Source organism: Pseudomonas sp. LAMO17WK12:I10 (assembly GCF_900215185.1).
Classification (GTDB): Bacteria; Pseudomonadota; Gammaproteobacteria; order Pseudomonadales; family Pseudomonadaceae; genus Aquipseudomonas; species Aquipseudomonas chlororaphis.
In genome coordinates, this window is sequence record NZ_OBDX01000004.1 from 278,750 (window position 1) to 302,845 (window position 24,096).

A 24,096-nucleotide genomic window follows, 5' to 3' on the forward strand; every position below is an offset into this window, starting at 1 on the left:
CCCCGCGTTGCGCAGTATAGTGCCCATCATTAATCCGGGGATCAAGGTTTCTCCTCAGTCGCTCGCGTGCTGGGCAGCCAGTGCGCGGTCGTCCTTTTCGCTCGTGCGGCGGAACCAGGTGGAAAGCAGCGCCCCGGAAATGTTGTGCCAGACGCTGAACAGTGCGCTCGGCACCGCCGCCAGGGGCGAGAAGTGCGCGCTGGCCAGGGCGGCGCCGAGGCCGGAGTTCTGCATGCCGACTTCCAGGGCCAGGGATTTGCGTTGCGCCAACGGCAGCTTGAACAGGCGGCCGGTGAAGTAACCCAGCAGGTAACCGAAGCTGTTATGCAGCATCACCACGGCCATGATCAGCAGGCCGGACTCGGCGATTTTCGCCTGGCTGGCGGCGACCACCGCGGTGACGATGATCACGATGCTGACCACCGACACCAGCGGCAATACCTCCACCGCATGCCGCACCCGGTCGCCGAGCACGCGCTGGGCAATCACCCCGAGCACGATCGGCAGCAGCACCACTTGCAGGATCGACCAGAACAGCTCCATGAACGAAACAGGCAGCCAGGCCGAGGCCAGCAGCCAGATCAGGGCCGGGGTCAACAGCGGCGCCAGCAGGGTGGTGACGGCGGCGATCGCCACCGACAGCGCCAGGTCGCCGCGGGCCAGCCAGGTCATGACGTTGGACGAGGTACCGCTCGGGCAGCAGCCGACCAGGATCACGCCGACGGCGATTTCCGGCGGCAGGTGGAAGACCTGGCACAGCAACCAGGCCACGCCCGGCATGATCACGAAGTGCGCGACCACGCCCAGGGCCACGCGCCACGGATGGCGGGCGACTTCGGCGAAGTCTTCGAGCTTCAGGGTCAGGCCCATGCCGAACATCACCAGGCCCAGCAGCGGCACGATGGCGCCCTTGAGGCCGATGAACCAGTCCGGCTGCAAGAACGCCACCACCGCGAAAATCAGAACCCAGTAGGCAAAGGTATTGCCGACAAAACGACTTAATGCTGCCAGTGCACGCATGGCCTGTTCCTTCTTATATGAAAACGCCACCGAAAGCGGTGGCGTCTGTGGTGCTCCCGCAGGAGCGAGCGAGTTGGCGATTAGGCCGGATGCGGCCCGTCGCCAGCAAGCAGGCTTCTACAAGATCAGATGCCTTGTGGAATCTCTTCGCCACCCAGGGCTTCGAACAGCGCCGGGAGGAAATCGCCGAAGGTCAGCATCATCAGGGTGAAGCTGGCATCCAGCTGGCCGAGGGCTTCGTCGCCGCCGTCCTGTTCCGCCTGATCCTGCAGCAGGTCTTCGAACTTCAGGCGCTTGACCGTCATCTTGTCGTCGAGCATGAAGGACAGCTTGTCCTGCCAGGCCAGGGACAGTTGGGTGACCACCTTGCCGGTGCTCAGGTGCAGCTGGATTTCTTCGCTGGTCAGGTCCTGGCGCTTGCAACGGACGATACCGCCGTCTTCATGAGTGTCGCGCAGCTCGCACTCGTCGAGCACGAAGAAGTCGTCGGCGGCTTGTTGGGTTTTCACCCAGTCGGTCATGATCGCGGTCGGTGCGGTCTTCACGGTCAGCGGACGTACTGGAAGGGTGCCGAGCACTTCACGCAGGGTGGAGAGCAGGTCTTCGGCGCGTTTCGGGCTGGCCGAGTTGACCAGGATCAGGCCCTGTTTCGGCGCGATGGCGGCGAAAGTCGAGGAGCGGCGGATAAAGGCACGGGGCAGGAATGCCTGGATGATTTCATCCTTGATCTGATCGCGTTCCTTTTTATAGACCTTGCGCATTTGCTCGGCTTCGATCTCTTCGACCTTTTCCTTGACCGCGTCGCGCACCACGCTGCCAGGCAGAATACGTTCTTCCTTGCGCGCGGCGACCAGCAGGAAATCCTGGCTGACGTGCACCAGCGGCGCATCTTCGCCTTTGCCGAATGGCGCGACGAAACCGTAAGTGGTCAACTCCTGGCTTGCACATGGACGCGCCAGTTTGGTGGCCAGTGCGGTTTCCAGCGCCTCAGCATCAAAGGGCAGATCTTGGGTCAGGCGATAGATAAGCAGGTTCTTGAACCACATGGGGTGAATCTCTCCTTTATACAAAGGGGGGCATTATTCTCCGCGCAGCTCCATAGGCCAACCCTCCGCTAAGCCTTTGGAAGGCCTGAAAAAATTATTTTAAAAAGTGCTTGCCAGAGTAGGGGGCGCTCCGTAGAATGCGCGCCACACCGAACGTGAAGGGTGATTAGCTCAGCCGGGAGAGCATCTGCCTTACAAGCAGAGGGTCGGCGGTTCGATCCCGTCATCACCCACCATTCGCTTTCAGTGTTACGCGCAGCGGTAGTTCAGTCGGTTAGAATACCGGCCTGTCACGCCGGGGGTCGCGGGTTCGAGTCCCGTCCGCTGCGCCATATTCGATGATCTGGAACACTGAACGCCAGGTCATCACAGAAAGCCCGCTCACGCGGGCTTTTTTGTGCCTGTGTTCCGCGCGAGGCGCCCGAGACATCGAAATTCAGCTTTTTTTGATAATTTTATTATTTAAATCAGCACGTTATGAATTTCTGTGTAATAATGCGCCCCGCAACGAAGGTAAAGGGTGATTAGCTCAGCTGGGAGAGCATCTGCCTTACAAGCAGAGGGTCGGCGGTTCGATCCCGTCATCACCCACCACTTGCTTTCAACGCTACGCGCAGCGGTAGTTCAGTCGGTTAGAATACCGGCCTGTCACGCCGGGGGTCGCGGGTTCGAGTCCCGTCCGCTGCGCCATATTCGATGAGCTGGAACACTGAACGCCAGCTCATCACAGAAAGCCCGCTCACGCGGGCTTTTTGCTGTCTGGAGTATGTAAATGCTCCCCAAAAAAGCGGCCCGCGGGCCGCTTTTTTCGTTTGTGGATCACTGCTCGGCGTTGCGGCTGTGCCGGTAGTCGCTGACCGCTTCGTACACCGCCTTGCGCAGGCGGTTGATGCCGCCGATGGGGCGGTGCGCTTCCAGCCCGAACCAGGGGTTGAAGGACAGGTTGTCGCATTGCAGGTTCTGCCGCGGGGTATCGAAGTCCTGGGCGGGAATTTTGATCCGCGCCACGGTTTCGAAGGGCGCATCGCTTTCCCGCCATTCGATGCTGGTGTCTTCGATGGGCATGTAGTGGCTTGGGTCCTGGCGCTGCACCTGTAATACGAAGCAGGCCGGCACACGATCGGTCGACAGCTGCTGGTTCAGGGCGTTGCGTAGAAAATTGGGCAGGGCCTGGTTCTGTGGGGGCAGGTTGTACGGCGGGCAGCTGTCGGGGTCCGGTGCGACGCGGAACTTGGCGTTGGCGCTGCCGAACTTGTAGGGCGAAACCGAAAAATAGCGGGTTTGCGTCGGGCTGGCCGGGGGCGGTGACAGGGTGGCCAAGGCAATGAACAGGTGACGAACCTGCCAGGTGCGTGGGTCCCAACCGGGGAAAAAGGCTCCGACCTTTTTTCCGTCCGCCTGCGCGGCGACATTCTGCCGGTACTCGGCGACATCGCTGACGAAGAAGTTCGGATGGTTGAACATCACGAAATCCTGCTCGCCACGGCCCTGCTGTTCCTTCAATAGTTGGGTGCCGGGCACATTCAACAACTTGATTGCCATTCCGCGCGCGTCACGAATGCTGTCGAACTGTGGATAAGCATTGCCGTTGGACAGCCGCACCATGGCTTGCCAGGTCTTGCCGGGTTCGGCGAACACGCCCTGGCGCAACGGCGGCGCCAGTTGCTCGAGCACCTGGACCTCGGCCTTTACGCAGCCGTGGGCCTTGGCGTGGGCGTCGCGCAGGTAACGGGTGTTATCCCGGTGCTGATCGACGATGCGCACGGCGGTCTGGATGATGTCCTGGGTCATGGCGGCTTCGCCGGGCGGAACCTGTTCTTCGATCGAGACCGGCCCCTGGTAGCGCCAGATGGACCAGGCGCTGTTTAGCGCCCAGCCGAGCAGGGCGATCAGCACCAGCAGCACAAGTGTCTTGAGCAGCAGCGCCCCTATGCGAAGCCATAAGGTGATCAGCATGAAACCGTCCTTTCGATGAGGGTCAGGGTCATGGCAGTTGCGCCTCCAGCGGCCCGCCCAGCACTTTCAGGTATTCCAGCAGGGCCCAGCGTTCCTCGGGTTGCAGCAGGCGGCCGATCACCCCTTCGCCACGCTTGCCCGAACGGAATTCATGGCCGCTGTTGTGATTGCCGCTGATCCTGGTATCGAACAGGAAGCCGTTCTTGAACGGCTCGGTACGATAGCCAAGATGCTTCGGATCGTATTCGAAGGTGCCTTTATAGAAGGTGCTGGCGCGTTCGTCCTGAGGCGAAAGCAACTGATACAGGCTGGGCACCGAACCGTTATGCAGGAAGGGCGGGGTAGCCCATACCCCGGCCAGCGGCCGGGCCTTGTAGGCGCGCAGTTCGCGGACGCCGATCGGCAAGCCGTAGCCATCGAGTCGCGGGCGTTCCGCCGGGGTCACCTGGGCGTCCCGGTAGGCGCGCTCCTCGACGAAGGCAGTGACATAGGCCAGGCTCTTGGCCGCTGACAGCTGGCGCATGTCCAGCGGCTCAGTGGGCGTGGGGTGCAACTGGACATTCGATTGCGCCAGCTCGGCGGCATCCCATTGCAGCGCGCTCAGGTCGTAACGCTGATCGGCAATATTGTTGGCCGTATTCGGGTCGGTGCCGATCACCGCGACTGGCAGCATCTTCAGTTGTTGTACCGGGCGCCCGTTGGCCTCGGTGACCGGCGGGACATGGCAGCCTGCACAGTTTTCCGCGAACAGCGCTCGCCCCTTGGCCGCCAGGGGCTTGTCGATGCCGCCGAACAGTTCTTCTGGCCAGGTCGGCGGTTTCAGTCGTTGCAGGGTTTCTTCGATGCGATTGAGGTCGCGCACCCGAACGCTCGACGCGTATCGGGCGTCGCCCTTGAGCTGCTGGCCCTGGGCATCGAAGAAGTTCAGGGTGGCGCCTACACCCAGCGCCTCGCCGATATTGCGGGCCATGGGTTGCTGGGCCGAGCCGTTCCACTGTACCCAGTCGAAGGTCCAGATGTCCCATAGATGCGGATAGTCCACCGGTGCGTTGGCCACCCGATAGTTGTCGGGGGAAATGGCGTCGCCGAAGCTGGCATTGGCGATCCGGCCAAAGGCATCGGTACGCCCGGGGCCTTCTTCGGTGGGATAGAGGCCGCGGTGAGTGTCGTTCCAGGCGACGCGCAGGAAGGTGTCCAGCGACGCCTTGAAGTCCTTGCGCAGTTGTTCATGCTCGGCGTCGTAGTCCTGGCCCAGCACGTTGCGGGCGAAACGCTCGAATTTCCACGGGTTGTAATAGGTCGACGCCAGGCTGGCGACCAGCGCCTGGCCGAAGCTGCCGCCGCGCAGGGTGGGCACGCTGGAGGGCAATACATGTTGCGCCGAACCGCCGTCGACCCGCAGGGCCTGCTGGTTGTAGCGCAGCTCGCCGGTGTGGCAGGCGGCGCAGGTGATGTCCAGGTACTGCTGCGGGCTGCCAGGGTTCTGATGGCGAGTGAAGCCGACCGGCAGGTTCGCCGGGTTATCGGCGCTGGCCTGCTGCGCCGGATCCACCAGGAAGCCGAAGCGAGCCAGGTACTGCGGCGCGGCGAAGCGTTGCGTGGAGAAGGGCAGTTCCAGGGCGGCGAACCACTCATAACGCATGCCCTTCACCTGAGTGCCCTGGGGGGTGAAGTAATAGGTCTGGCGGTCGGCGGCGCTCCATTGATCCTGATAGTGCACCTGCCGGGCGGGCATATAGTCGGGCAATTTCGGATTGGCCACGTAATACAGGACCACGGCCAGGGCGACGCCGATCAGGGCGAGGATCAAGAGCAAAACACGGGATAAGAGGCGCAAGATAAACATCCTTGTCGAGTTGTGGCTCTCTTATGCCTCAAGGGCAAACTGCCGGGCAAGTGGCCATTACGTGCGCTGTCATTACTTTGCGGTCGAGGTGTTCTTTCCCGCGCTCGTTGTAATGGCTGGCGAAATGCTTTTAAACACGTGAACTTATCGGGCTAATCCGGCTCTCATGCCGGTAGCCATTGGTCGTGGCCGCCTGATAAGCTCGCGGCTTTACTCGATTGCCCTTTAGGCGCATGAACAAGGAAATAGCATGAAACAGCATCGGTTAGCGGCGGCGGTAGCCCTGGTTAGCCTGGTACTCGCGGGTTGTGACTCGCAGACCAGCGTGGAGCTGAAAACCCCGGCGCAGAAAGCTTCCTATGGTATCGGCCTGAACATGGGCAAAAGCCTTGCCCAGGAAGGTATGGATGACCTGGATTCCAAAGCGGTAGCCCAGGGCATCGAAGATGCCATCGGCAAGAAAGAACAGAAGCTGAAAGACGACGAACTGGTCGAAGCCTTCGCCGCGCTGCAAAAGCGTGCTGAAGAGCGCATGGCCAAGATCAGCGAAGAGTCGGCAGCAGCCGGCAAGAAATTCCTCGAAGAAAACGGCAAGAAGGCTGGCGTGACTACTACCGCCTCCGGCCTGCAGTACGAAGTGCTGAAAAAAGCCGATGGCGCCCAGCCTAAGCCGACCGACGTGGTGACCGTTCACTACACCGGTACCCTGACCAACGGCACTGTGTTCGATAGCTCGGTCGAGCGCGGCAGCCCGATCGATCTGCCGGTCAGCGGCGTGATTCCGGGTTGGGTCGAAGGCCTGCAACTGATGCACGTCGGCGAAAAGTACAAACTGTACATCCCGAGCGATCTGGCCTACGGCGCACAGAGCCCGAGCCCGGCCATTCCGGCCAACTCGGTTCTGGTGTTCGAGCTGGAACTGCTGGGTATCAAGGATCCAGCGAAACAAGACGACGCCAAGTAATCTTCGTCTGGTTCAATGACAACGCCCCGTCCTTACGGGGCGTTGTCGTATCTGGTCGTTGGTCCGGGAAAAAATGCGAACCCACGGCATAAGGCATAGTCTTAACAGCACGTGTTACGGCTAGCCGCATGAGGCTGCCAAGTCAATGAAATTATGGGTTTTTTTATGTGAGTAAAAAACGCCCGATCTGAGCCGAGCCCTTGTAAAACGGGGCTTTCAGCTGTGAAAAGCAGCTCTGTTCACAAGGTTATCCACAATTTGTGTGGATAACATTTCAGTGGGAGTGACGATGAAAGCACCCTGGAATTTTGCCCGCTTCCTGCCCCTGGCCGGCCGCTTGCTCAGCCGTGGCCGACTGCCGACCCTGTTGTTCGCCGTGGCCAGCAAAGGCGCCTTGCAAGGCGGTCGTCTTGGCAAGCTCAAGGACGATCTGCGCCTGCTGCAGGCCCTGTGCCTGGCTTACTGGCGTGGCGAGTACCGCGCCATCAGCCCCAAGGCGCTGTTGTCGGTGGTCGCGGGCCTGATGTACTTCCTCAGCCCGCTGGATGCCATCCCGGACTTCCTGCCGATGTTCGGCATGCTCGACGATATCGCCGTTCTGGCCTGGATCATGAAAACCCTGGACGGCGAACTCAGCGCCTTTCGCGCCTGGCGCAATCGCCAGCAACCGGAGAAGCTGGCGGTAGTGGAGCGTTTGCCTGACACTCCGGAACAACTGCAATTGGAAGGCCCGAAGAAAAACTGAGGTGAATTCGGATCCATACAACGATGCCCCCGCGACCTTAGCGACTGTTAGGATTACACTTCATAAGGAAAAGTCCGACTCGTTATGTGTCGTTCTACGGGGTAGTAATGGATATTCAGATAATTGCACGCGATGGCGAGCCCGAATATGCGGTTCTGCCATGGGCTCAGTATCAAGCTTTGCTAAAAGCCGCAGGTATCACCGAACAATCTCCGCGAGAAGCCAGGGGGCCTGTCGCGACCACAGCCGACCAGCCGCTTCCAGGTCTGAATCAACTTCGCAGTTTGCGTGAAGCCAAGGGCATCGCCATTGAGGCGCTTGCCCGTACGGTAGGTATCAGTCCGTCATATCTGGCCATGATTGAAAGCGGTGAGCGTCAACCCGACGCCGCTATACGCCGTAGCCTGGCCTGGGAATTGACGGTTCCGGGTTGGAGGGATGAATCGTGAGCGTAAGGATCAGTCGTCAACATTGGGATGGCCTGTTGGGGGAACTCGACCAGGCCCGTCGGCAACGCCATCTTTTGACCTATCGCGCTCTGCTTGAGCGCTTGCAGCTACCCAGCCCCGCCATGCAGACCCTGACGGCGGCCCTTGAGCATCTGGCCGCGCTGGATGCGCGTGCGGAGCAGCCGTTGCGCAGTTCGCTGGTGATCAGCCAGGGGGCGAGTCGATTGCCGCGCACCGGTTTTTTCGAGTGTGCGGAGCGCCTTGGGCGTTTTTCCGGGCCTTCCGATGGGGTCGCGGCCGCGTCGTGGCACGCCTCGGAAGTGGTTCGTGTGTTCGAGTACGAATACCCCGAGTCGGTGGAGGCCTGAGTGTTCTGGCGCCTCAAGGCGCGAGCCGGCTACTGGCTGGCTCGCCGGTTGTTTCATTGGCCCTGGTTTGTGCGTCAACCCCGGGGCTGGCACTGGCTGGAGGGGCAATTGGCGCGCATGGCGAACCTGGGGGACGTCGGCGCACAGAGCTTTTATGGCCATATCCTGACCTTTCGTGGCCAGGGGCTGGGGGCTCGCGAAGAAGGCATACGCCTGTTATGTCTTGCCGGCTTGGCCGGGGACGCCAAGGCGGCCTATCAGATGGGTGTCATCAGCCTGGCCGGTTCGCCCAGCAAGGCCGCGGATACGGTGCAAGCCGCCCGTTGGTGGACCCTGGCGGCGAAAGCCGGGCATCCCCTGGCCGAGGTCAAGCTGGCGCAGCTGAATCAGTCGAGTACGCCGGACCCGCAAGCAGGTCCGCGTCAGCCGTAAAGCCGTCTGCCATCTGGCGGCTGTCGATCACATGGATGCTGTAGCCCGGCACGTTCTTGGCGTGGTGCTTGGCTTGCGAGGCCAGCTCGGCCAACTGGCTGGCATCGAGTTGTCCACAGGCCTGTGGATACAGGTGCACCACGCCAATGGACAGTGACAGCAAGGCGAACTCCTGGCGAATGCCCTGGCGGTTGGGGGCGATGAAGCAGCCGGCTTCCAGGTGTTCGCTGCGATAAAAACGCCGGCACTGGCTATGGAAGTCGTCCAGCAGCTGGTTCAGGCGTTTTTGCCAGTCCTCGGGGCCCAATACCAGGAGAAAGTCGTCGCCGCCGATATGGCCGACGAAATCGCGGCTGGGGTCCACCCGGTCATTCAGGCACTGCGCCAGGCACAACAGCACTTCATCACCACGGCCGTAGCCATAGATGTCGTTGAAGGGCTTGAAGCTGTCGATGTCCACGTAGCAGATCAGCGATTCCCGTCCTTGTTGCAGCAGGTGGGTCAGGCACTGCTGGATCGGCACGTTACCAGGCAGCAGGGTCAACGGGTTGGCATAACGCGCCTGCTGGATCTTCAGCTCGGTAATCAGCTTGAGCACATCGATCACCCGCCCCAGGCCCAGGTAGCTACCGTTGAGGGTGATGATGAAATCCTCTTCGATCCGTTGTCGGGCACGGCTGGTGATCAGGCGGCTGACCTGTTGCAGCGACTGGCTGAGTTCCACCGCCAGGAAGTCATCGTTCATCAGGCGGCTGATGGGCTTGCGGGCAAACAGGTCGGTGGCGAAGGGCTTGAGCAGGGCATCGGACAACGAATGGCGGTGCACGATGCCGCAGGGCTGGCCCTGTTCGTCGAGTACCGCCAGCGAGTTGAGGTTGGCCTGGCGACGGAAGGCTTCCAGCACCGTGGCCGTGGGTATGTCGCGTGCTACCGCTGGTTGTTCGTTGAGCAGGGCACTGAGGTCGCTGCCTTCGTCGTTGAGCGTCGCCGGAGTGCTTTCGCGCTTGGGCAGCAGGTTGCGGCCATCGCGGGGCGGATGTTCCTGGGGGCGGCAGAGCAGGTAACCCTGTAGCAGGTCCACGCCCATTTCCGTGAGCACCTCCAGCTCTTCCGCCACTTCGATGCCCTCGGCGATCACCTGGGCCCGGGAGGCCTTGGCAATTTGCAGGATCGAACCGACGAACTCGCGCTTGAGGGCATCCTGATGAATGCCGTCGATAAAGTGCCGGTCGATCTTCACGTAGTCCGGGCGCAGCTCTGACCACAGGCGCAGGCTCGAGTAACCGGCGCCGAGGTCGTCCAGGGCGATCGAGAAACCCATGTCCCGATAATGATGCAGCGCATTGTGCAGCAGCTGGAAGTCATCGATCGGCGTCTGCTCGGTGAGTTCGATCACCACCTGGCTCGGCGGAATACCGAAGTCTTGCAGCAATTGCAGGGTGCGCCCGGGCTGGTGGGCTGCCTCCAGCAGCGATTCCGGAGAGACGTTGAGGAACAGCTTGCCGGGCAACTGCTGCTCGCTGAACCCCTTGCAGGCGCTCTGGCGGCAGGCGATTTCCAACTCGCTGAGGCGCCCGACCTGGCGGGCCACGGCAAACAGAGCGACAGGGGAGTGTAGCGGGCTGTTGGACGGGCCACGGGTCAAGGCTTCGTAGCCGAGAATGCGTCGTTCGGAGAGACAGATGATCGGCTGGAACAGACTGTGCAAACCGCTTTGAGCCAGGATTGAGCTCAAGGCACTCAGCTGTTCGGTCGTGGTCATGGCGATCTCTGTCGATAAAAAAAGGACCGGGCGCGCCCTTGATTCAAGAGCAGCGCCCGGTCCTTTATTTCACGACAGAATGATGACTGTTTGATGACGCTCCGAGGAGCGTCAGCATTAAATTGCCATCATCTTAGTGCTTGGCGACCGCGGTGTTGAGCTTCAGGTAATCGAGGAGGATTCGCCCGGTTTCGCTGAGGTAAGCGTCGTCTTCCGGCTTGGTCTTGTCCGGATCGGCGGCCGCGATGGCGTCCTCGTCTTCTTTCTTCAGCTCCTTGAGCGGCTCTTCACCCTTGGCCTTGCGGCGGATGTTTTCCAGCGCCAGTTGCTTGGCCTCGATGTCAGCATGCTGCGCCCGACGTTCGGCTTCGTTGAGGCTGACGGTTTTTTCCGCCATCAGCTTCTTGGCCAGGGCCAGCTTGTCGCGGATGAAGGCGAACTCGGCGTCCTTGGCCGAGCGCACGTCATGCTCGGATTTCAGCTGCGCGAGGAACGGCTTGAACGGATCCACCGCCGGCTTGATGGCCGGGCGAATGGTGTCCCATGGCATGGCTTCGGGCAGGGCGCTTTCGCCGATTTCCTTGGTGTCGATGATCGACGGGTAATCGATGTCCGGCAGCACGCCCTGATGCTGGGTGCTCTGCCCGGAAACCCGATAGAACTTGGCCAGGGTCAGTTTCAGCTCGCCGTGGTTGAGCGGCTGGATGGTCTGCACGGTGCCTTTGCCGAAGGTCTGGCCACCGATGATCAGGGCGCGGTGATAGTCCTGCATCGCACCGGCGAAAATCTCCGAGGCCGAAGCCGAGAGACGGTTGACCAGCAGCGCCATCGGCCCTTTGTAGAAGGCGCCAGGGTTTTCATCTTCGAGCACGTCGACCCGGCCGTCGGCGTTACGCACCAGCACGGTAGGGCCCTTGTCGATGAACAGGCTGGTCAGCTCGGTAGCTTCCTGCAGGGAACCGCCGCCGTTGTTGCGCAGGTCGATGACCACGCCGTCGACCTTGTCTTTCTGCAACTCGGTCAGCAGTTTCTTCACGTCACGGGTGGTGCTCTTGTAGTCCGGATCGCCGGCACGGAAGGCCTTGAAGTCCAGGTAGAAGGCCGGGATCTCGATCACCCCGAGCTTGTAGTCCTTGCCGTCCTGCTTGAGGTTGAGGATCGACTTCTTCGCCGCCTGCTCTTCCAGCTTCACCGCTTCGCGGGTGATGGAGACGATCTTGCTGGTCTGGTCGTTCGGCGCGTTGCTCGCCGGGATGATTTCCAGGCGCACCACCGAGCCTTTCGGACCGCGGATCAGCTTGACCACTTCGTCCAGGCGCCAGCCGACCACGTCGACCATTTCCTTGTCGCCCTGGGCCACGCCGATGATCTTGTCCGCTGGGGCCACTTGCTTGGTCTTGTCGGCCGGGCCGGCCGGCACCAGGCGCACGACCTTGACCTGGTCGTTGTCGCTCTGCAACACGGCGCCGATGCCTTCCAGCGACAGGCTCATGTTGATGTCGAAGTTCTCCGCATTATCCGGCGACAGATAGTTGGTGTGCGGGTCGTAGGACATGGCGAAGGTGTTGATGTACGCCTGGAAGATATCTTCGGCGCGGGTCTGGTCCAGGCGGGCGAGCTGATTCTTGTAGCGCTTGGTCAGCGTTTCCTGGATCTGCTTGGGTTCCTTGCCAGCGATCTTCATGCGCAGGACTTCGTCCTTGACGCGCTTGCGCCACAGGTCGTCGAGTTCCGCGGTGGTCTTGAGCCAAGGCGCGTCCTTGCGATCGATCAGCAAGGACTCCTTGGTGGTGAAGTCGAATTTGTCGACGCCTTTGCCCAGCTCGGCCAGGGCAAAGTCCAGGCGCGCCTTGACGCGGTCCAGGTAGCGTTTGTAGATGATGAAGCCGGCGTTCAGGTCACCGCTTTTCAGGAAGTCGTCGAACTGGGTTTTCCACTTGTCGAATTCCGCGATGTCGCTGGCCATGAAATAGCTGCGCGACGGGTCCAGCAGCTTCAGGTAGCTGTCATAGATGATCGCCGAGCGCGCGTCGTCCAGCGGTGGCTTGCTGTAGTGATGACGCTTGAGTAGCTCGACGACATTGAGGCTGGCAATTACCTCGTCGCGATCCGGCTGAAGTTTGTCCCAGCTATTGGCTGCGAACGTATTGGTCGACATCGGCAGCAGACCGAGACCAATGAAAAGAGCGAGGGCGGTGCTGGGGAACAAATGCTTCATGCTGATTCGACGCGGGGGCAATTGATAACGCATATTAGGCCGTCTTTGAAGTCGCCGGTTCCACAAGGACCGGTCGCATAATGCAAAAAGCCCGGTGCTACAGCTCCGGGCTCAGTCCAGACTCACTATGGAGGCACTGTGAAAGCATTGCAAGGCGTTGAAGGTCATGTGGAGTGGGTTGAAGAGCCCAGTCCGACGTGCGACGTAGGACAAGTGCGCATCCGCGTGGCGGCCGCGGGACTGAACCGGGCCGACCTGTTGCAACGGGCCGGGCTCTATCCGCCGCCACCGGGCGCCAGCAAGGTGCTGGGCCTTGAGTGCTCGGGGGTGATCAGCGAGGTCGGCCCAGGTTCGGCGTGGCAGGTCGGCGATCGGGTCTGCGCACTGCTGGCCGGGGGCGGCATGGCCGAGGAAGTGGTGGTCGATGCCCGTCATGTCCTGCCGGTGCCGGAAGGGCTGTCCCTGGCACAGGCGGCGGCGCTGCCCGAGGTGTACAGCACCGCCTGGCTGAACCTGTTCCAGCTGGCGGCCCTCAAGCCGGGGGAAAAGGTCCTGCTGCACGCCGGCGCCAGTGGTGTCGGTTCGGCCGCGATCCAGTTGTGCAAGGCGTTTGGCAATCCATGCTGGGTCAGCGTCGGTTCCGCCGACCGCCTGGCCTACTGTGAAGCACTGGGGGCCCAGGGTGGCGTGGTGCGCACTGATGGCCTGGAAGGCCTGCGGGATTTCGGGCCGTTCGATGTGATCCTGGATCCGGTCGGCGCCAACTATGCCGTGCACAACGTCAAGCTGCTGGCCCTGGACGGGCGCTGGGTGCTGATCGGCTTGATGGGTGGGCGCGAGGCCCAGTTGGACCTGGCGCAGATCCTCGGCAAGCGCATCCAGTTGCTGGGGTCGACCCTGCGCAGCCGCGACGAGCAGTTCAAAGCCGATCTGTTCAGCGACCTCAGCCAGCATGTCTGGCCACTGTTCGCCGAAGGGCGCCTGAGCCCGCAGCTGGCCATGACCTTCCCGATCAAGGACGCCGAAGCGGCCTTTGCCGAGCTGGCGACCAACCAGGTGTCGGGCAAGCTGATGCTGCTGATCGACGAAACCTTGGTCTGATCCTGTAACCGCTGCCGCAGGCTGCGATAAGCCCGAAGGGCTTCAGCGATCTTCAGATCTTGCGCCCACGTTGTGGGCGATCGCAGCCTGCGGCAGTGGCTACAGTGGCGCTTATTTCCACTGATGAATCGGCCAGCCGGCCTTTTCCGCGTGTTCGCGCAGCACCGGGTCCGGGTTGACCACATGCGGGTAGTCGACCTTCAGCAGCAATGGCAGGTCGTTGCGCGAGTCGGAATAGAAGCTCGCGCCTTCAAGGTTTTCTTCCTCGGCATCCAGCCATTCCAGCAGGCGGATGACCTTGCCTTCGCGGTAGGTCAGGGTGCCCAGGGTATTGCCGCTGTAGACCCCGTGCAGCACCTCCAGCTCGATCCCCAGGACCTCATCGATGCCCAGGCGTTCGGCGATGGGCTGGACCAGGTGAGTGCCCGAGGCCGAGATCACCAGGATCCGGTCGCCGGCCTTGCGGTGGGCGGCGATGGCCTTGCAGGCGTCGCTGAAAATGATCGGTTCGATCACGTCCTCGACCCAGGGGCCGACCAGGTGCCCGACCTCTTCCGGGGTGCGGCCGGCCATCGGCTCCAGGCTGAAGGCCATGAACTCCTCCATGGCCAGCTTGCCGTGGCTGTAGGCGTCCATCAGTTCATTGTTGCGGCGCATGAAAGACTCGCTGTCGACCCAGCCCAGGCGCCCCATCTGTTCGCTCCAGAGGGTGGCGCAGTCGCCGTGGATCAGGGTCTCGTCCAGATCAAAAATTGCCAGGGCCATTAGTACCGCTCTCTCTTAATCGTTTGCGTCAAAGTCATCAGGCTACCTCACAGAGGGCCGTGGGATCGATGGAAAGTGCCAGGCGTTGGCCGTCGGGGTGCAGATCGTCCGGCGAGCGGTTCAACACATCCACCACCAGTTCCACGCCACGGGCCTCGACCCGGTAGCGGATCACATTGCCCAGCAGGCTATGGCTGCGGATCTGCGCGTCGGGTTCGCCGTCCTTGCGTAGTTCGATGGCTTCGGGACGAATCGCGATACGCCCGGTGATCGGTCGCTGCAGCAGCCTGCTGGCACTTTCTGCATCCAGCAGGTTGTAGTTGCCGATGAAGCCAGCGGCGAACACATCCACCGGTGCGGTGTAGAGCGTCTCGGCGTCGCCGCTCTGGACGATCTTGCCCTGGTTCATCAGGAAAATACGGTCCGACATGGTCAGGGCTTCTTCCTGGTCGTGGGTCACGAAAATCGTGGTCAGCCCCAGTTCGCGCTGGATCTGCCGGATTTGTTCGCGCAGGTGCTTGCGGATCCGTGCGTCCAGCGCCGACAGCGGCTCGTCCAGCAGCAACAGGCGCGGGCGGGTCACCAGCGAGCGGGCCAGGGCCACGCGCTGGCACTGGCCCCCGGACAGTTGATGGGGATAACGGCTGGCGAAGTCGTGCAGTTCCACCAGGCGCAGGACTTCGAGCACGCGCTGGTGGCTCTCGTCGGCGTTGACCTTCTGCATGCGCAGGCCGAAGGCCACGTTCTGCTCCACGGTCATGTTGGGGAACAGCGCATAGCTCTGGAACACCATGCCGATCCCGCGTTTCTGCGGGCTCAGGGGCACGATGTCGTGGCCGTCGAGGAGGATCTTGCCGGCGTCCACCGGGGTCAGGCCGGCGATGCAGCGCAGCAGGGTGGATTTGCCGCAGCCGGACGGGCCGAGCAGGGTGACGAATTCGCCCTTGTGGATTTCGCAGTTGATGTCGCTGAACACCGGGGTGCCACTGTAGTTTTTCTGCAGGTGTTGGACGCTGACGAAGCTCATTGGCTTTTGTCCTTGTTCAAGATGTTGGCGGCCCAGGTCAGAACCAGCACAAAGAAGAAGTAGGAAATCACCAGCGCGCTGGTGAAGTGGCCGCTGCTGTTGCGCATGTTGTTCAGGTAGACCTGCAGGGTTTCGTAGCGGGTGCCCACCAGGATGTTGGCGAACACGAACTCGCCGAACAGGAACGAGAACGACAGCAGCAGGGCCACCATCAGGCCCTTGCGCAGGTTCGGCAGCACCACCAGGAAAGCCGCCTGCCAGGTACTGGCGCCCAGCAACTGGGCGGCGTCCATCAGGTCGCGCAGGTTGATCGCTTGCAGGTTATTGGTGATCGCCCGGTACATGAACGGCAGGGCCACGGTGAAGTAGCAGCCGACGAGGATCCACGGCGTGCCGACCATGGCGAACGGTCCCGAACCGTAGAGTTGCAGCAGGCCCACCGAGGACACCACCGGCGGCACCGCGAACGGCAGCAGGATCAGGATGTTCATCAGCGCATCGAGCCTTGGGAAGTGGTAGTGCACCACGAACAGCAGCGGCAGGATCAGCACCACCGACAGGATCAGGGCGCCGACGCAGACCAGCAGCGACTGGCCGAAGGCGTGCAGGAAGCGCGGGTCGCTCCACAGCTGGATGTACCACTTGAAGGTAAAGCCGCTGGGCAGGATGGTCGCCGACCAGTTGCTGGCGATGGAGTAGACCAGGGTCCCGGCCAGCGGCAGCAGGAGGATGGCGAACAGCAGATACACCACGACCCGGTGATAGAGGGCGGCGGAGCCGGGTTCAGCGCGAGACATGGTAGCTCCTCTTCAACAGCAGCTGATGGACGATGGTCACCAGGGTCATCAGCGCCACCAGGACCACGGCCAGGGCGCTGGCCATGTTCGGGTCGAGGGAGATGTCGCCGGAAACCATGGCGGCGATGCGGATCGGCAGCACGTTGAAGTTGCCGGTGGTCAGTGCATAGACCGTGGCATAGGCGCCCAGGGCATTGGCCAGCAGGATGACGAAGGTCCCCAGCAGCGCCGGGGTCAGCACCGGCAGGCCGATGTGGCGCCAGAACTGCCAGCCACTGGCGCCAAGCAGTGCCGCGGACTCGCGCCAGTCTTCACGCAGGGCATCGAAGGCCGGGTAGAGCAGCAGCACGCCCAGGGGGATCTGGAAGTAGGTGTAGAGGATGATCAGGCCGGTCTTGGAGTACAGGTTGAAGTCCTGAATGATCCCCGCCTGCTTGAGCATGATGGTGATGCTGCCGTTGAAGCCCAGCAGGATGATGAAGGCGAACGCCAGGGGCACGCCGGCGAAGTTGCTGGTCATGTTGGCGAAGGCGTTGACGAAGTTGCGCAGCTTCGAGTCGACCCGGCGCAGCGAGTAGCTGCCGAGAATTGCGATGACGATGCCGAACACGCTCGACCAGAAGCTGATCTCCAGGCTGTACTGGATGGCCTGCAGATAGAACCTGGAACTGAAGATCTTGTTGAAATTGGCCAGGCCCCAGCCGAACTCTTCCGATTGCAGGCTATTGATCAGCACCCAGAGCAGCGGAGCGATCTGGAACACGATGAAGAACAGGGCAAAGGGCAGCAGGCACAGGATCGCCAGCCATTTGCCGCGGGTGAATGCATTCACTTCAGCAACTCCCGGCATACAGGTTTGTCGTGGGGCACGCCGAGCAACTCGCAGATGGTGCCGCACAACTCGGTCTGATCCGGCGTGGCGACGGGGCTGAAACTGAACGCATCGCCGAGAACGAACAACGGCACTTCCCGCTCCTCCGGCAGCAGGCCGTTGTGGGAGCGGTCGTTGTTCATGCCGTGGTCGGCGGTCACCAGCACCTGGTAGCCGGCGTCGAGCCAGCCTTGCAGGTAATCGGCGAGGATGATGTCGGCCGCGCGTGCACTGTTGCGGTACTGCGGGCTGTCGAGGCCGTGCTTGTGCCCGGCGTCGTCGATGTTCATCGGGTGCACCAGGAGAAAGTTCGGGGCATGGCGCAGCCGCAGGTGTTCGGCATCGGCGAACAGGTGGGAATCGGGGTAGTGGTCGTTCCAGTAGAAATGCCCGTGCTGGATCGGCAGTTTCTTGTTGTCGGTATGCCGGTCCCGGGCCGGGTTGAACGGTGAGCGGTTGTACAGCTCGCTGATCCAGTGATAGGCCGCGGCGGCGGTGCCGAGCCCGGCGGCGCTGGCGTAGTGGAAAATGCTGCGCTGGTTGGACAGGCGCGAGATGTTGTTGTGCACGATGCCGCTGTCGATCGGTGGCACCCCGGTCAGGATGCATTCGTAGAGCGGTCGGGACAGGGCCGGCAGTTCGCATTCCAGCTTGTACAGCGCGGCGCGTCCCGCGCCGACATAGGCCTGAAGGTGCCCCATGGCGTGGCGGGCGACCTCATGGTTGAGGCCATCGAGCACGACAAGGATGACGTTGTGTGACATGGGGAAGGACTCCGCAAGACAACCAGGTGCCTGTAGGAGCGAACTTGCTCGCGATTGTATCTCCGCGGTTCCAGGACGACCGCGGCGCCTGGATCGCGGGCAAGCTCGCTCCTACAGATGCAGCATTACTGCATGTTGATGATCACTTCTTCCTGCCATTTCTGTGGCAGGCCCTTGGAGGTCTTCTCCCAGGCATCGGCGTCCTTGATCGGCGTGACTTTCTTGTACTGCTCGTTGGGCAGCAGGTTGGCCTGGACTTCGGCGGGCAGGGTCAGGTGCTCGGCGCGGATCGGACGGGCATTGCCGCGCGCCAGGTTGATCTGGCCGGCATCGCTGAAGATGTATTCACGGGTCAGCTTGGCCGCGTTCGGGTGCTTGGCGTATTTGTTGATGATGGTGGTGTAGCCGGAGATCACCGAGCCGTCCGACGGGATCAGCACGATGTAGTCGTCCTTGTTGACCATCTTGTTGCGGTAGCTCAAGCCGTTGAAGTCCCAGACCACGCCGACTTCCACTTCACCCTTTTCCATGGTGGCGATGGTCGGGTTGGCCAGCGACAGGCGCCCCTGCTTGGCGATTTCGGCGAACATCAGCAGTGCCGGCTGGATGTTCTTTTCATCGCCGCCCTTGGCGATGGCCGCGGCCAGCACGCCGTTGGCGGCCTGGGCAGCGGTGCTCACGTCGCCGATGGAGACCTTGTATTTGCCTTTCTCCAGGTCGGCCCAGCTTTTGGGGGCTTCGGAGCCGTGCAGCAGCTTCTTGTTGATGATGAAAGCGATGGTGCCGGTGTAGGCCAGCGCCCAGTTGCCGTCCTTGTCCTTGGCCCAGTCCGGGACCTGGTCCCAGGTGCTTGGCTTGTAAGGCTGGACCACGCCCTGCTTGACCGCGATCGGGCCGAAGGCCGCGCCGACGTCGCCGATGTCGGCGCTGGCGTTGTCTTTCTCGGCGGCGAACTTGGCGATCTCCTGGGCCGAGCTCATGTCGGTGTCGATGTGCTTGAGGCCGTAGTGCTTGGCCAGGTCTTCCCAGGTCCCTTTCCAGTTGGCCCAGTCGTCGGGCATGCCGACGCTGTTGACGGCGCCTTCGGCTTTCGCCGCGGCTTCCAGGGTCTTCAAGTCGGTATCGGCGGCCATGGCGGCGGTGCACAGGGCGATGGTCGAGCCTAACAGTGATGCCAGGAAAAGCTGTTTCATCCGAAGCTCCTTTGGGCGTGTTCAACGCTGTGTTTGTCTAACGTTGTTGGTCTAGGTCAGCAATACCTGAGCCAATTTAAGCCGGCTGGATGACACTTTGATGTCGGCATCAGTCCTGCAAGGCGTTTGCGAGTGTCCGGCACGGGTCTGCGAGATAAGCGTAGCCCAGGGCTAAACAGCTGATATGAAAGGACTTGGCCAGCCAATTGCAGGCGTCTGGCACAGCCATTTGGCGGTGTTGTCATCTGTCAGTCATATGCAGTGCCTAGGCTCTCGGTGAAGGCTGAGGGCCTTTTTCCCTGGCACGTTTTGCCCTGAAACAGTGCTGGTCTAGTCCAGATAGGTAACGTTGATGCGCGAAGAGGCAGTCAAGGCGGTGACAGCCATTGGGCAGGTCCTGCAGGAACAGATCGATCACGGGTTGTTGGCACCCGGTAGCAAGCTGCCGGCCGAGCGCAAGCTCAGCGAGTTGTTCGGCACTACGCGGATTACCGTGCGCGAAGCCTTGTTGCAGTTGGAGGCCCAGGGCCAGATCTACCGCGAGGAGCGGCGCGGCTGGTTCGTCTCGCCGCCACGCCTGGCCTACAACCTGATGCAGCGCAGCCATTTTCACGCGATGGTCAGCGCCCAGGGGCGGGTGCCGTCGACCGAGATGATTTCGGCGCGCCTGCAACCGGCTTCAGCGGCGGTCTGTGCCTGGCTGCAACTGCCGGCGCTGTCCAGCGTGATCCAGATCCGTCGGGTACGACGCATCGACGAGCGCCTGGTGCTGTATGTCGAGCACTACCTCAATCCGCAGTACTTTCCGGGCATTCTCGATTTCGACCTGAACCAGTCGATCACCGAGCTGTATGCCCGGCACTACGACCTGCATTACGGCCGGGTGCGCTTCGAGATCGTGCCGACCTCCTTGCCGGTGGAGGCGGCCGCGGCGTTGAAGGTTTCGGCCGGCAGTCCCGGGCTGCGGATCGCCCGGGTCAATTACGACCAGCACCAGCGCCTGATCGACTGCGACCTGGAGTTCTGGCGCCACGACGCGATCCATGTCGGTGTCGATGTGGTCTGAGCCCGCTCCCGGTGCGGGAGCGAGCTTGCTCGCGATGACGCCAGGGGGCCAATCCTTAAGGTTTGGCCCCGGCAAACAGATAATCGGTGGTCAATGACGCCAGGGTACGCACGCCCACCACCAGCGCCGATTCATCGACAAAGAACCCCGGGTTGTGGTTTGGCGCGGCCTTGGCCATGTCCTGGTCCCGCGGTGTCACGCCGAGAAACACGAACAGCCCCGGCGCCTCCTTGGCATAGAAGGAAAAGTCCTCCGCGCCCCCTACCAGCGGGCCTTGCACCACATCGTCCCTGGCCGCCCAGCGCAGGCTCGGCAGCATCTTCTCGGTCAGGGCCGGGTCGTTGATGGTCGGGTCGTACTTCTCGATGATGGTCACCTCAGCCTTGGCGCCGCCGCTTTCGGCGATCTTTTCCACGGTCTGGCGCACATCGCTGTGCAGCTTCTGGCGAATGCCGTAGTCGTAGGAGCGGATGGTGCCGCTCATGTCCAGCGACTCGGGGATGATGTTGTAGCGCGTGCCACCGTTGATGGTGCCGATGCTGACCACCGAGGGAAACGACGAGATGTCGGTGCGACGGCTGACCACGGTCTGCAGCCCGACTATGGCCTGGGCCCCGACCGTGATCGGATCGATGCCGTCCCAGGGGCGGCCGGCGTGGGTCTGCTTGCCGAGGATCCTGATGCGCAGGTCGTCGGAGCTGGCCAGGGTCGGGCCCGGGCGATAGGCGATGCGCCCGGCCGGAATCCCGGCCCAGACATGCAGGCCGAACACCGCGTCCGGCTTGGGCGATTGCATCACGCCTTCCTGCACCATCATCTTCGCGCCCCAGATGTTCTTGCCGTCGGGGATGAAATCGCTCGGGCCTTCTTCGGCGGGCTGGAAATAGAACACCACGGTGCCGGGCAGGCGCTCGCGCATGTCGCTGAGGATTTTCGCCGTGCTCAGCAGGATGGCGGTGTGGGCGTCGTGGCCGCAGGCGTGCATGACGTCCACTTCCTTGTCCAGGTAGCGCCCCTTGGCCTTGGAGGCGAACGGCAGGTCCGCGACTTCCTTGACCGGCAGCGCGTCCATATCGGCGCGCAAGGCCACGGTGGGGCCGGGCAGGGCGCCCTTGAGCACCGCCACCACACCGGTACGGGCGACGCCGGTCTTGACCTCCAGGCCCAGAGCGCGCAATTGCGTGGCTACCAGCTGTGCGGTGCGCTGTTCGGTGTTACCGAGTTCCGGGTGGGCGTGGATATCGCGACGGGTTTCCAGCAGCGTCGGCTCCAGGGCCTTGGCCTGTTCGGCGATGTGCTGGCGGGCCTGTTCCATAGCGCTGTCGTCGACAGCGTTGGCGGCCTGGCCGGACAAGGCCAGGACGCCGATCAGGCAGGCTTGGGCGATAGCGGATAGCTGCATAGGGACTCTCTCCATGATTAGTGTTGTGCTGCTCAGGTGCCAGAACCTGTGACCGCCCCCAACCCTGGAGAGTGCGACCGCGCCCTTGCCGAGGCGCGGCCGGACGCCTTACTCCTCTTGCTGGGGCCCGCCGCCGGCGGTGATCACTTGCACGCTCATGCGTGGCGTGGCCAGGTCCATTCCGGCTTCGTCGAGGTGACGCTTGAGGGACAGGTTGAAGGCTCGCGACACCTCCCATTGTTTGATCGGCGCGGTCTTGAAGCGGGCGCGCAGAATCGCGTTGCCGGACTCGAAGCTTTCCACCCCCTGGAACTCCAGCGGCGACCAGATATTGCGCCGTTGCAGCGGGTCGGTGCGCATCTTCTGGCCGACATCGCGCATCAGTTTGATGGCTTCGTCTATGTCCATGTTGTACGGAATGGCCACCCGGAAGATCGCGTAGCCGAACTCCCGGGAGTAGTTCTTGATGCTCTTGATTTCGCTGAACGGGATGGTGTGCACGATGCCGTCGATGTCCCGCAGGCGCACGGTGCGGATGGTCAGGCCTTCGACGGTACCCAGGTGGCCGCCGACATCCACGTAGTCGTCGATGGCCAGGGAGTCCTCGATGATGATGAACAGGCCGGTGATCAGGTCGGCCACCAGCGACTGGGCGCCAAAACCGATGGCCAGGCCGATCACCCCGGCACCGGCCAGCAGCGGCGTGACGTTCATGCCCATGTTCGCCAGGGCGACGATCAGGGCAATGATGAAGATCGCCACGAACAGCACGTTGCGGATCAGCGGCATCATGGTCTGCGCCCGGGCATTGGCCAGGCCTTTGCGCGAGCGGGTCAGGGCGTGGTGCACCGCGGTGTCGCTGAGGATCCAGATCAGCCAGGCGAACAGCAGGGTGCCGCCGAGGCTGAACAGCTTGACGCTGATTTCGTGGCCGTCGCCTTCGGTGAAGCGGATCAGCGACATGCCCCAGACCCGCAGGCCGAGCTCGATGAACACCAGCCATACCATCAGGTGGGCGAGGGTGTAGAAGAAGCCTTTGAGGCGCTCGGAGTACAGGGCGTGGCGCTTGTGCCCGCGCTGGGGCTTGAGGGAATGGCGGCGCACCAGGCCGTTGATCACCATGCACAGCACCAGCAGTACGGTGCAGATCAGCGACTGGCGCAGGGCGGTGCTGGTATCGCCAGCGGAAATGAAGGTGGCGAACAGGGAAATGGCCACCAGCACCAGCGCTGGCAGGTACCAGAAGGTGCCAATGATCTCGATGGTGTCGCTAAGGGCGCGGCGGGTCAGGCGGCGGGACAGCGGCTGGTTGCGGATCAGGTGCGCGATCGGCCGGCGGAAACGCAGGATGAATACCCCGGTGGACAAGGCCGCCATCACATTGGCGAAGGTGGCCGCGGTGTGCGCCAGGTGGCTGCCCAGGCTGGCGATCAACCGCGGGTCGCTCAGGGCCTCGCCGAAGGCGGCGAAACTGCCGATCAGCCACAGCGGCCGGAACGCCTGGCGACGCAGGATGTACAGCGCGCGGTGACGGTTCGGACCGTCCAGCACGGAAAAGGCGATCACGCAGATCGCCGAGAAGCAGGTGCCGACCACCAGCGCATAAGCCAGGACCATGGCCAGGTCCTTGCCCAGGGACGATGGCAGCTTGTAGGTCATGTACACGGTCATGATCAGCGCGATCAGCCAGGGCCCGAGTTTGCGCAGGGCGAAGCGCAGCAGGTCCCAGGTCTTGGGGTGTTGTGGCAGTTCTTCGGTGAGACCGAAACGCTCGCGCAGGCGGTGGCTGAGCCAGATCAGCGCCGCCGCCAGCAGGCTCCAGACCATCAGGATCAGGGCGAAGGCGAAGATGATCGGCAGCCATTCGCTGGCCGGCAGCATCAGGGCCGCCAGTTCATCCTGGGCCTGATCGAATTCGTTCGACCAGCGAGTGATCGGGCTGTCGGCGCCGGAGAACTGTTTTTCGAAGCTGGACAGGGTGCCGCCGATCAGGCCGAGCACGCCTTCTTCGGCGGGCATCTGGGCCTTCTTCGTGGCGTCGCGGAGCTTTTTCAGGTCGGTCAGCAACTGGGTGCGTTGCTGGTCGTTTTCCAGGGACTTGATCACTTCGTCCAGCGACTGCCCCAGGGGCAGCTCGGCTTGTGGCTGGGTTTTGCCGCTGTTGAGCAGGCCCGGCAAACCCACTGCCTGGGCCGATGACAGCGGCAACAGTGTCAGGAGACAGAGAAACAGGCAGTAGGGCAGAACGGAAAGACGAGCAAACACTGGGCGATCAACCTCAGAAAAAGCGGATCGACCGAGTGT

At 62.3% G+C, this 24,096-nt stretch carries 21 protein-coding genes and 4 tRNA genes; 11 read left to right on the forward strand and 14 right to left on the reverse strand.

Going from position 1 to position 24,096, the window contains the following annotated elements; translation table 11 throughout:
• Nucleotides 1-54 precede the first annotated feature (54 nt).
• Nucleotides 55-1,020 (reverse strand): bile acid:sodium symporter family protein, encoded by a 966-nt coding sequence (locus CRO75_RS07415; RefSeq protein WP_097134876.1) that lies wholly within the window; start codon nucleotides 1,018-1,020, stop codon nucleotides 55-57.
• A gap of 125 nt (nucleotides 1,021-1,145) precedes the next feature.
• Nucleotides 1,146-2,066, reverse strand: coding sequence for a recombination-associated protein RdgC (gene rdgC / locus CRO75_RS07420; RefSeq protein ID WP_009045083.1), 921 nt, complete (start codon nucleotides 2,064-2,066; stop codon nucleotides 1,146-1,148).
• A 160-nt stretch (nucleotides 2,067-2,226) separates the two neighbouring features.
• On the opposite strand from rdgC, the gene CRO75_RS07425 reads away from it, so the two are divergent.
• The 4 genes from CRO75_RS07425 (at nucleotide 2,227) to CRO75_RS07440 (ending at nucleotide 2,756) form a co-directional block, all read left to right on the forward strand.
• Nucleotides 2,227-2,302, forward strand: a tRNA-Val gene (locus CRO75_RS07425).
• A gap of 19 nt (nucleotides 2,303-2,321) precedes the next feature.
• Nucleotides 2,322-2,398, forward strand: a tRNA-Asp gene (locus tag CRO75_RS07430).
• 186 nt (nucleotides 2,399-2,584) lie between these two features.
• Nucleotides 2,585-2,660 (forward strand) — tRNA-Val (locus tag CRO75_RS07435).
• A gap of 19 nt (nucleotides 2,661-2,679) precedes the next feature.
• A tRNA-Asp gene (locus CRO75_RS07440) sits at nucleotides 2,680-2,756 on the forward strand.
• 129 nt (nucleotides 2,757-2,885) lie between these two features.
• Here the strand turns inward: CRO75_RS07440 and CRO75_RS07445 are convergent.
• Together CRO75_RS07445 and CRO75_RS07450 are read right to left on the reverse strand one after the other, a co-directional pair.
• Nucleotides 2,886-4,022: a catalase family protein gene (locus tag CRO75_RS07445; RefSeq protein ID WP_097134877.1), complete on the reverse strand. Its 1,137-nt coding sequence runs from the start codon at nucleotides 4,020-4,022 to the stop codon at nucleotides 2,886-2,888.
• 28 nt (nucleotides 4,023-4,050) lie between these two features.
• Entirely contained in the window at nucleotides 4,051-5,859 is a 1,809-nt protein-coding gene (locus CRO75_RS07450) for a di-heme-cytochrome C peroxidase (protein WP_097134899.1), read from the reverse strand.
• Nucleotides 5,860-6,118: 259 nt separating this feature from the next.
• On the opposite strand from CRO75_RS07450, the gene CRO75_RS07455 reads away from it, so the two are divergent.
• The 5 genes from CRO75_RS07455 (at nucleotide 6,119) to CRO75_RS07475 (ending at nucleotide 8,826) form a co-directional block, all read left to right on the forward strand.
• The gene (locus tag CRO75_RS07455; protein ID WP_007927823.1) at nucleotides 6,119-6,832 is read left to right on the forward strand and encodes an FKBP-type peptidyl-prolyl cis-trans isomerase; all 714 of its coding nucleotides are present in this window, start codon (nucleotides 6,119-6,121) and stop codon (nucleotides 6,830-6,832) included.
• Between the two features lie 289 nt (nucleotides 6,833-7,121).
• Nucleotides 7,122-7,577: a DUF1232 domain-containing protein gene (locus CRO75_RS07460; RefSeq protein ID WP_007927824.1), complete on the forward strand. Its 456-nt coding sequence runs from the start codon at nucleotides 7,122-7,124 to the stop codon at nucleotides 7,575-7,577.
• A 107-nt stretch (nucleotides 7,578-7,684) separates the two neighbouring features.
• Nucleotides 7,685-8,026 (forward strand): helix-turn-helix transcriptional regulator, encoded by a 342-nt coding sequence (locus tag CRO75_RS07465; protein ID WP_097134900.1) that lies wholly within the window; start codon nucleotides 7,685-7,687, stop codon nucleotides 8,024-8,026.
• Nucleotides 8,023-8,394: a hypothetical protein gene (locus CRO75_RS07470; protein WP_007927825.1), complete on the forward strand. Its 372-nt coding sequence runs from the start codon at nucleotides 8,023-8,025 to the stop codon at nucleotides 8,392-8,394. Before CRO75_RS07465 ends, CRO75_RS07470 begins: the two co-directional genes overlap by 4 nt.
• The gene (locus CRO75_RS07475; RefSeq protein ID WP_097134878.1) at nucleotides 8,395-8,826 is read left to right on the forward strand and encodes a sel1 repeat family protein; all 432 of its coding nucleotides are present in this window, start codon (nucleotides 8,395-8,397) and stop codon (nucleotides 8,824-8,826) included. It begins immediately after the preceding gene.
• On the opposite strand, the gene CRO75_RS07480 is transcribed toward CRO75_RS07475, so the two are convergent.
• Entirely contained in the window at nucleotides 8,762-10,588 is a 1,827-nt protein-coding gene (locus CRO75_RS07480; protein WP_097134879.1) for a bifunctional diguanylate cyclase/phosphodiesterase, read from the reverse strand. The genes CRO75_RS07475 and CRO75_RS07480 overlap by 65 nt on opposite strands.
• Before the next feature lie 133 nt (nucleotides 10,589-10,721).
• On the reverse strand, nucleotides 10,722-12,806 hold the full coding sequence (locus CRO75_RS07485; protein ID WP_177409730.1) for a carboxy terminal-processing peptidase: 2,085 nt from the start codon (nucleotides 12,804-12,806) through the stop codon (nucleotides 10,722-10,724).
• 138 nt (nucleotides 12,807-12,944) lie between these two features.
• Here CRO75_RS07485 and CRO75_RS07490 point away from each other — a divergent pair, with 138 nt between their 5' ends.
• Nucleotides 12,945-13,907 carry a zinc-binding dehydrogenase gene (locus tag CRO75_RS07490; protein WP_097134881.1) on the forward strand — a complete coding sequence of 321 codons (963 nt, stop codon included), beginning with the start codon at nucleotides 12,945-12,947 and terminating at the stop codon, nucleotides 13,905-13,907.
• A 111-nt stretch (nucleotides 13,908-14,018) separates the two neighbouring features.
• Here CRO75_RS07490 and CRO75_RS07495 read toward each other — a convergent pair whose 3' ends face one another.
• The 6 genes from CRO75_RS07495 to CRO75_RS07520 form a co-directional block, all read right to left on the reverse strand.
• Entirely contained in the window at nucleotides 14,019-14,672 is a 654-nt protein-coding gene (locus tag CRO75_RS07495; RefSeq protein WP_097134882.1) for an HAD family hydrolase, read from the reverse strand.
• 37 nt (nucleotides 14,673-14,709) lie between these two features.
• Nucleotides 14,710-15,699: an ABC transporter ATP-binding protein gene (locus CRO75_RS07500; RefSeq protein ID WP_009045075.1), complete on the reverse strand. Its 990-nt coding sequence runs from the start codon at nucleotides 15,697-15,699 to the stop codon at nucleotides 14,710-14,712.
• Nucleotides 15,696-16,496, reverse strand: a complete 801-nt coding sequence (locus tag CRO75_RS07505; protein WP_097134883.1) for an ABC transporter permease — start codon at nucleotides 16,494-16,496, stop codon at nucleotides 15,696-15,698. The genes CRO75_RS07500 and CRO75_RS07505 overlap by 4 nt, the downstream gene beginning before the upstream one ends.
• A complete protein-coding gene (locus tag CRO75_RS07510) occupies nucleotides 16,483-17,328 on the reverse strand; it encodes an ABC transporter permease subunit (RefSeq protein ID WP_007927839.1) in 846 nt (281 codons plus the stop codon). Before CRO75_RS07510 ends, CRO75_RS07505 begins: the two co-directional genes overlap by 14 nt.
• Complete coding sequence (locus CRO75_RS07515) at nucleotides 17,325-18,131, reverse strand: alkaline phosphatase family protein (RefSeq protein WP_097134884.1); 807 nt, start codon at nucleotides 18,129-18,131, stop codon at nucleotides 17,325-17,327. The genes CRO75_RS07510 and CRO75_RS07515 overlap by 4 nt, the downstream gene beginning before the upstream one ends.
• 125 nt (nucleotides 18,132-18,256) lie before the next feature.
• Complete coding sequence (locus tag CRO75_RS07520; RefSeq protein ID WP_009045072.1) at nucleotides 18,257-19,324, reverse strand: ABC transporter substrate-binding protein; 1,068 nt, start codon at nucleotides 19,322-19,324, stop codon at nucleotides 18,257-18,259.
• A 352-nt stretch (nucleotides 19,325-19,676) separates the two neighbouring features.
• On the opposite strand from CRO75_RS07520, the gene phnR reads away from it, so the two are divergent.
• Nucleotides 19,677-20,390, forward strand: a complete 714-nt coding sequence (phnR, locus tag CRO75_RS07525) for a phosphonate utilization transcriptional regulator PhnR (RefSeq protein ID WP_097134885.1) — start codon at nucleotides 19,677-19,679, stop codon at nucleotides 20,388-20,390.
• Between the two features lie 55 nt (nucleotides 20,391-20,445).
• Here the strand turns inward: phnR and CRO75_RS07530 are convergent, their stop codons facing one another.
• Nucleotides 20,446-21,792 (reverse strand): amidohydrolase, encoded by a 1,347-nt coding sequence (locus CRO75_RS07530; RefSeq protein WP_097134886.1) that lies wholly within the window; start codon nucleotides 21,790-21,792, stop codon nucleotides 20,446-20,448.
• Nucleotides 21,793-21,900: 108 nt separating this feature from the next.
• The gene (locus CRO75_RS07535) at nucleotides 21,901-24,057 is read right to left on the reverse strand and encodes a mechanosensitive ion channel domain-containing protein (RefSeq protein ID WP_097134887.1); all 2,157 of its coding nucleotides are present in this window, start codon (nucleotides 24,055-24,057) and stop codon (nucleotides 21,901-21,903) included.
• Nucleotides 24,058-24,096: the final 39 nt, after the last annotated feature.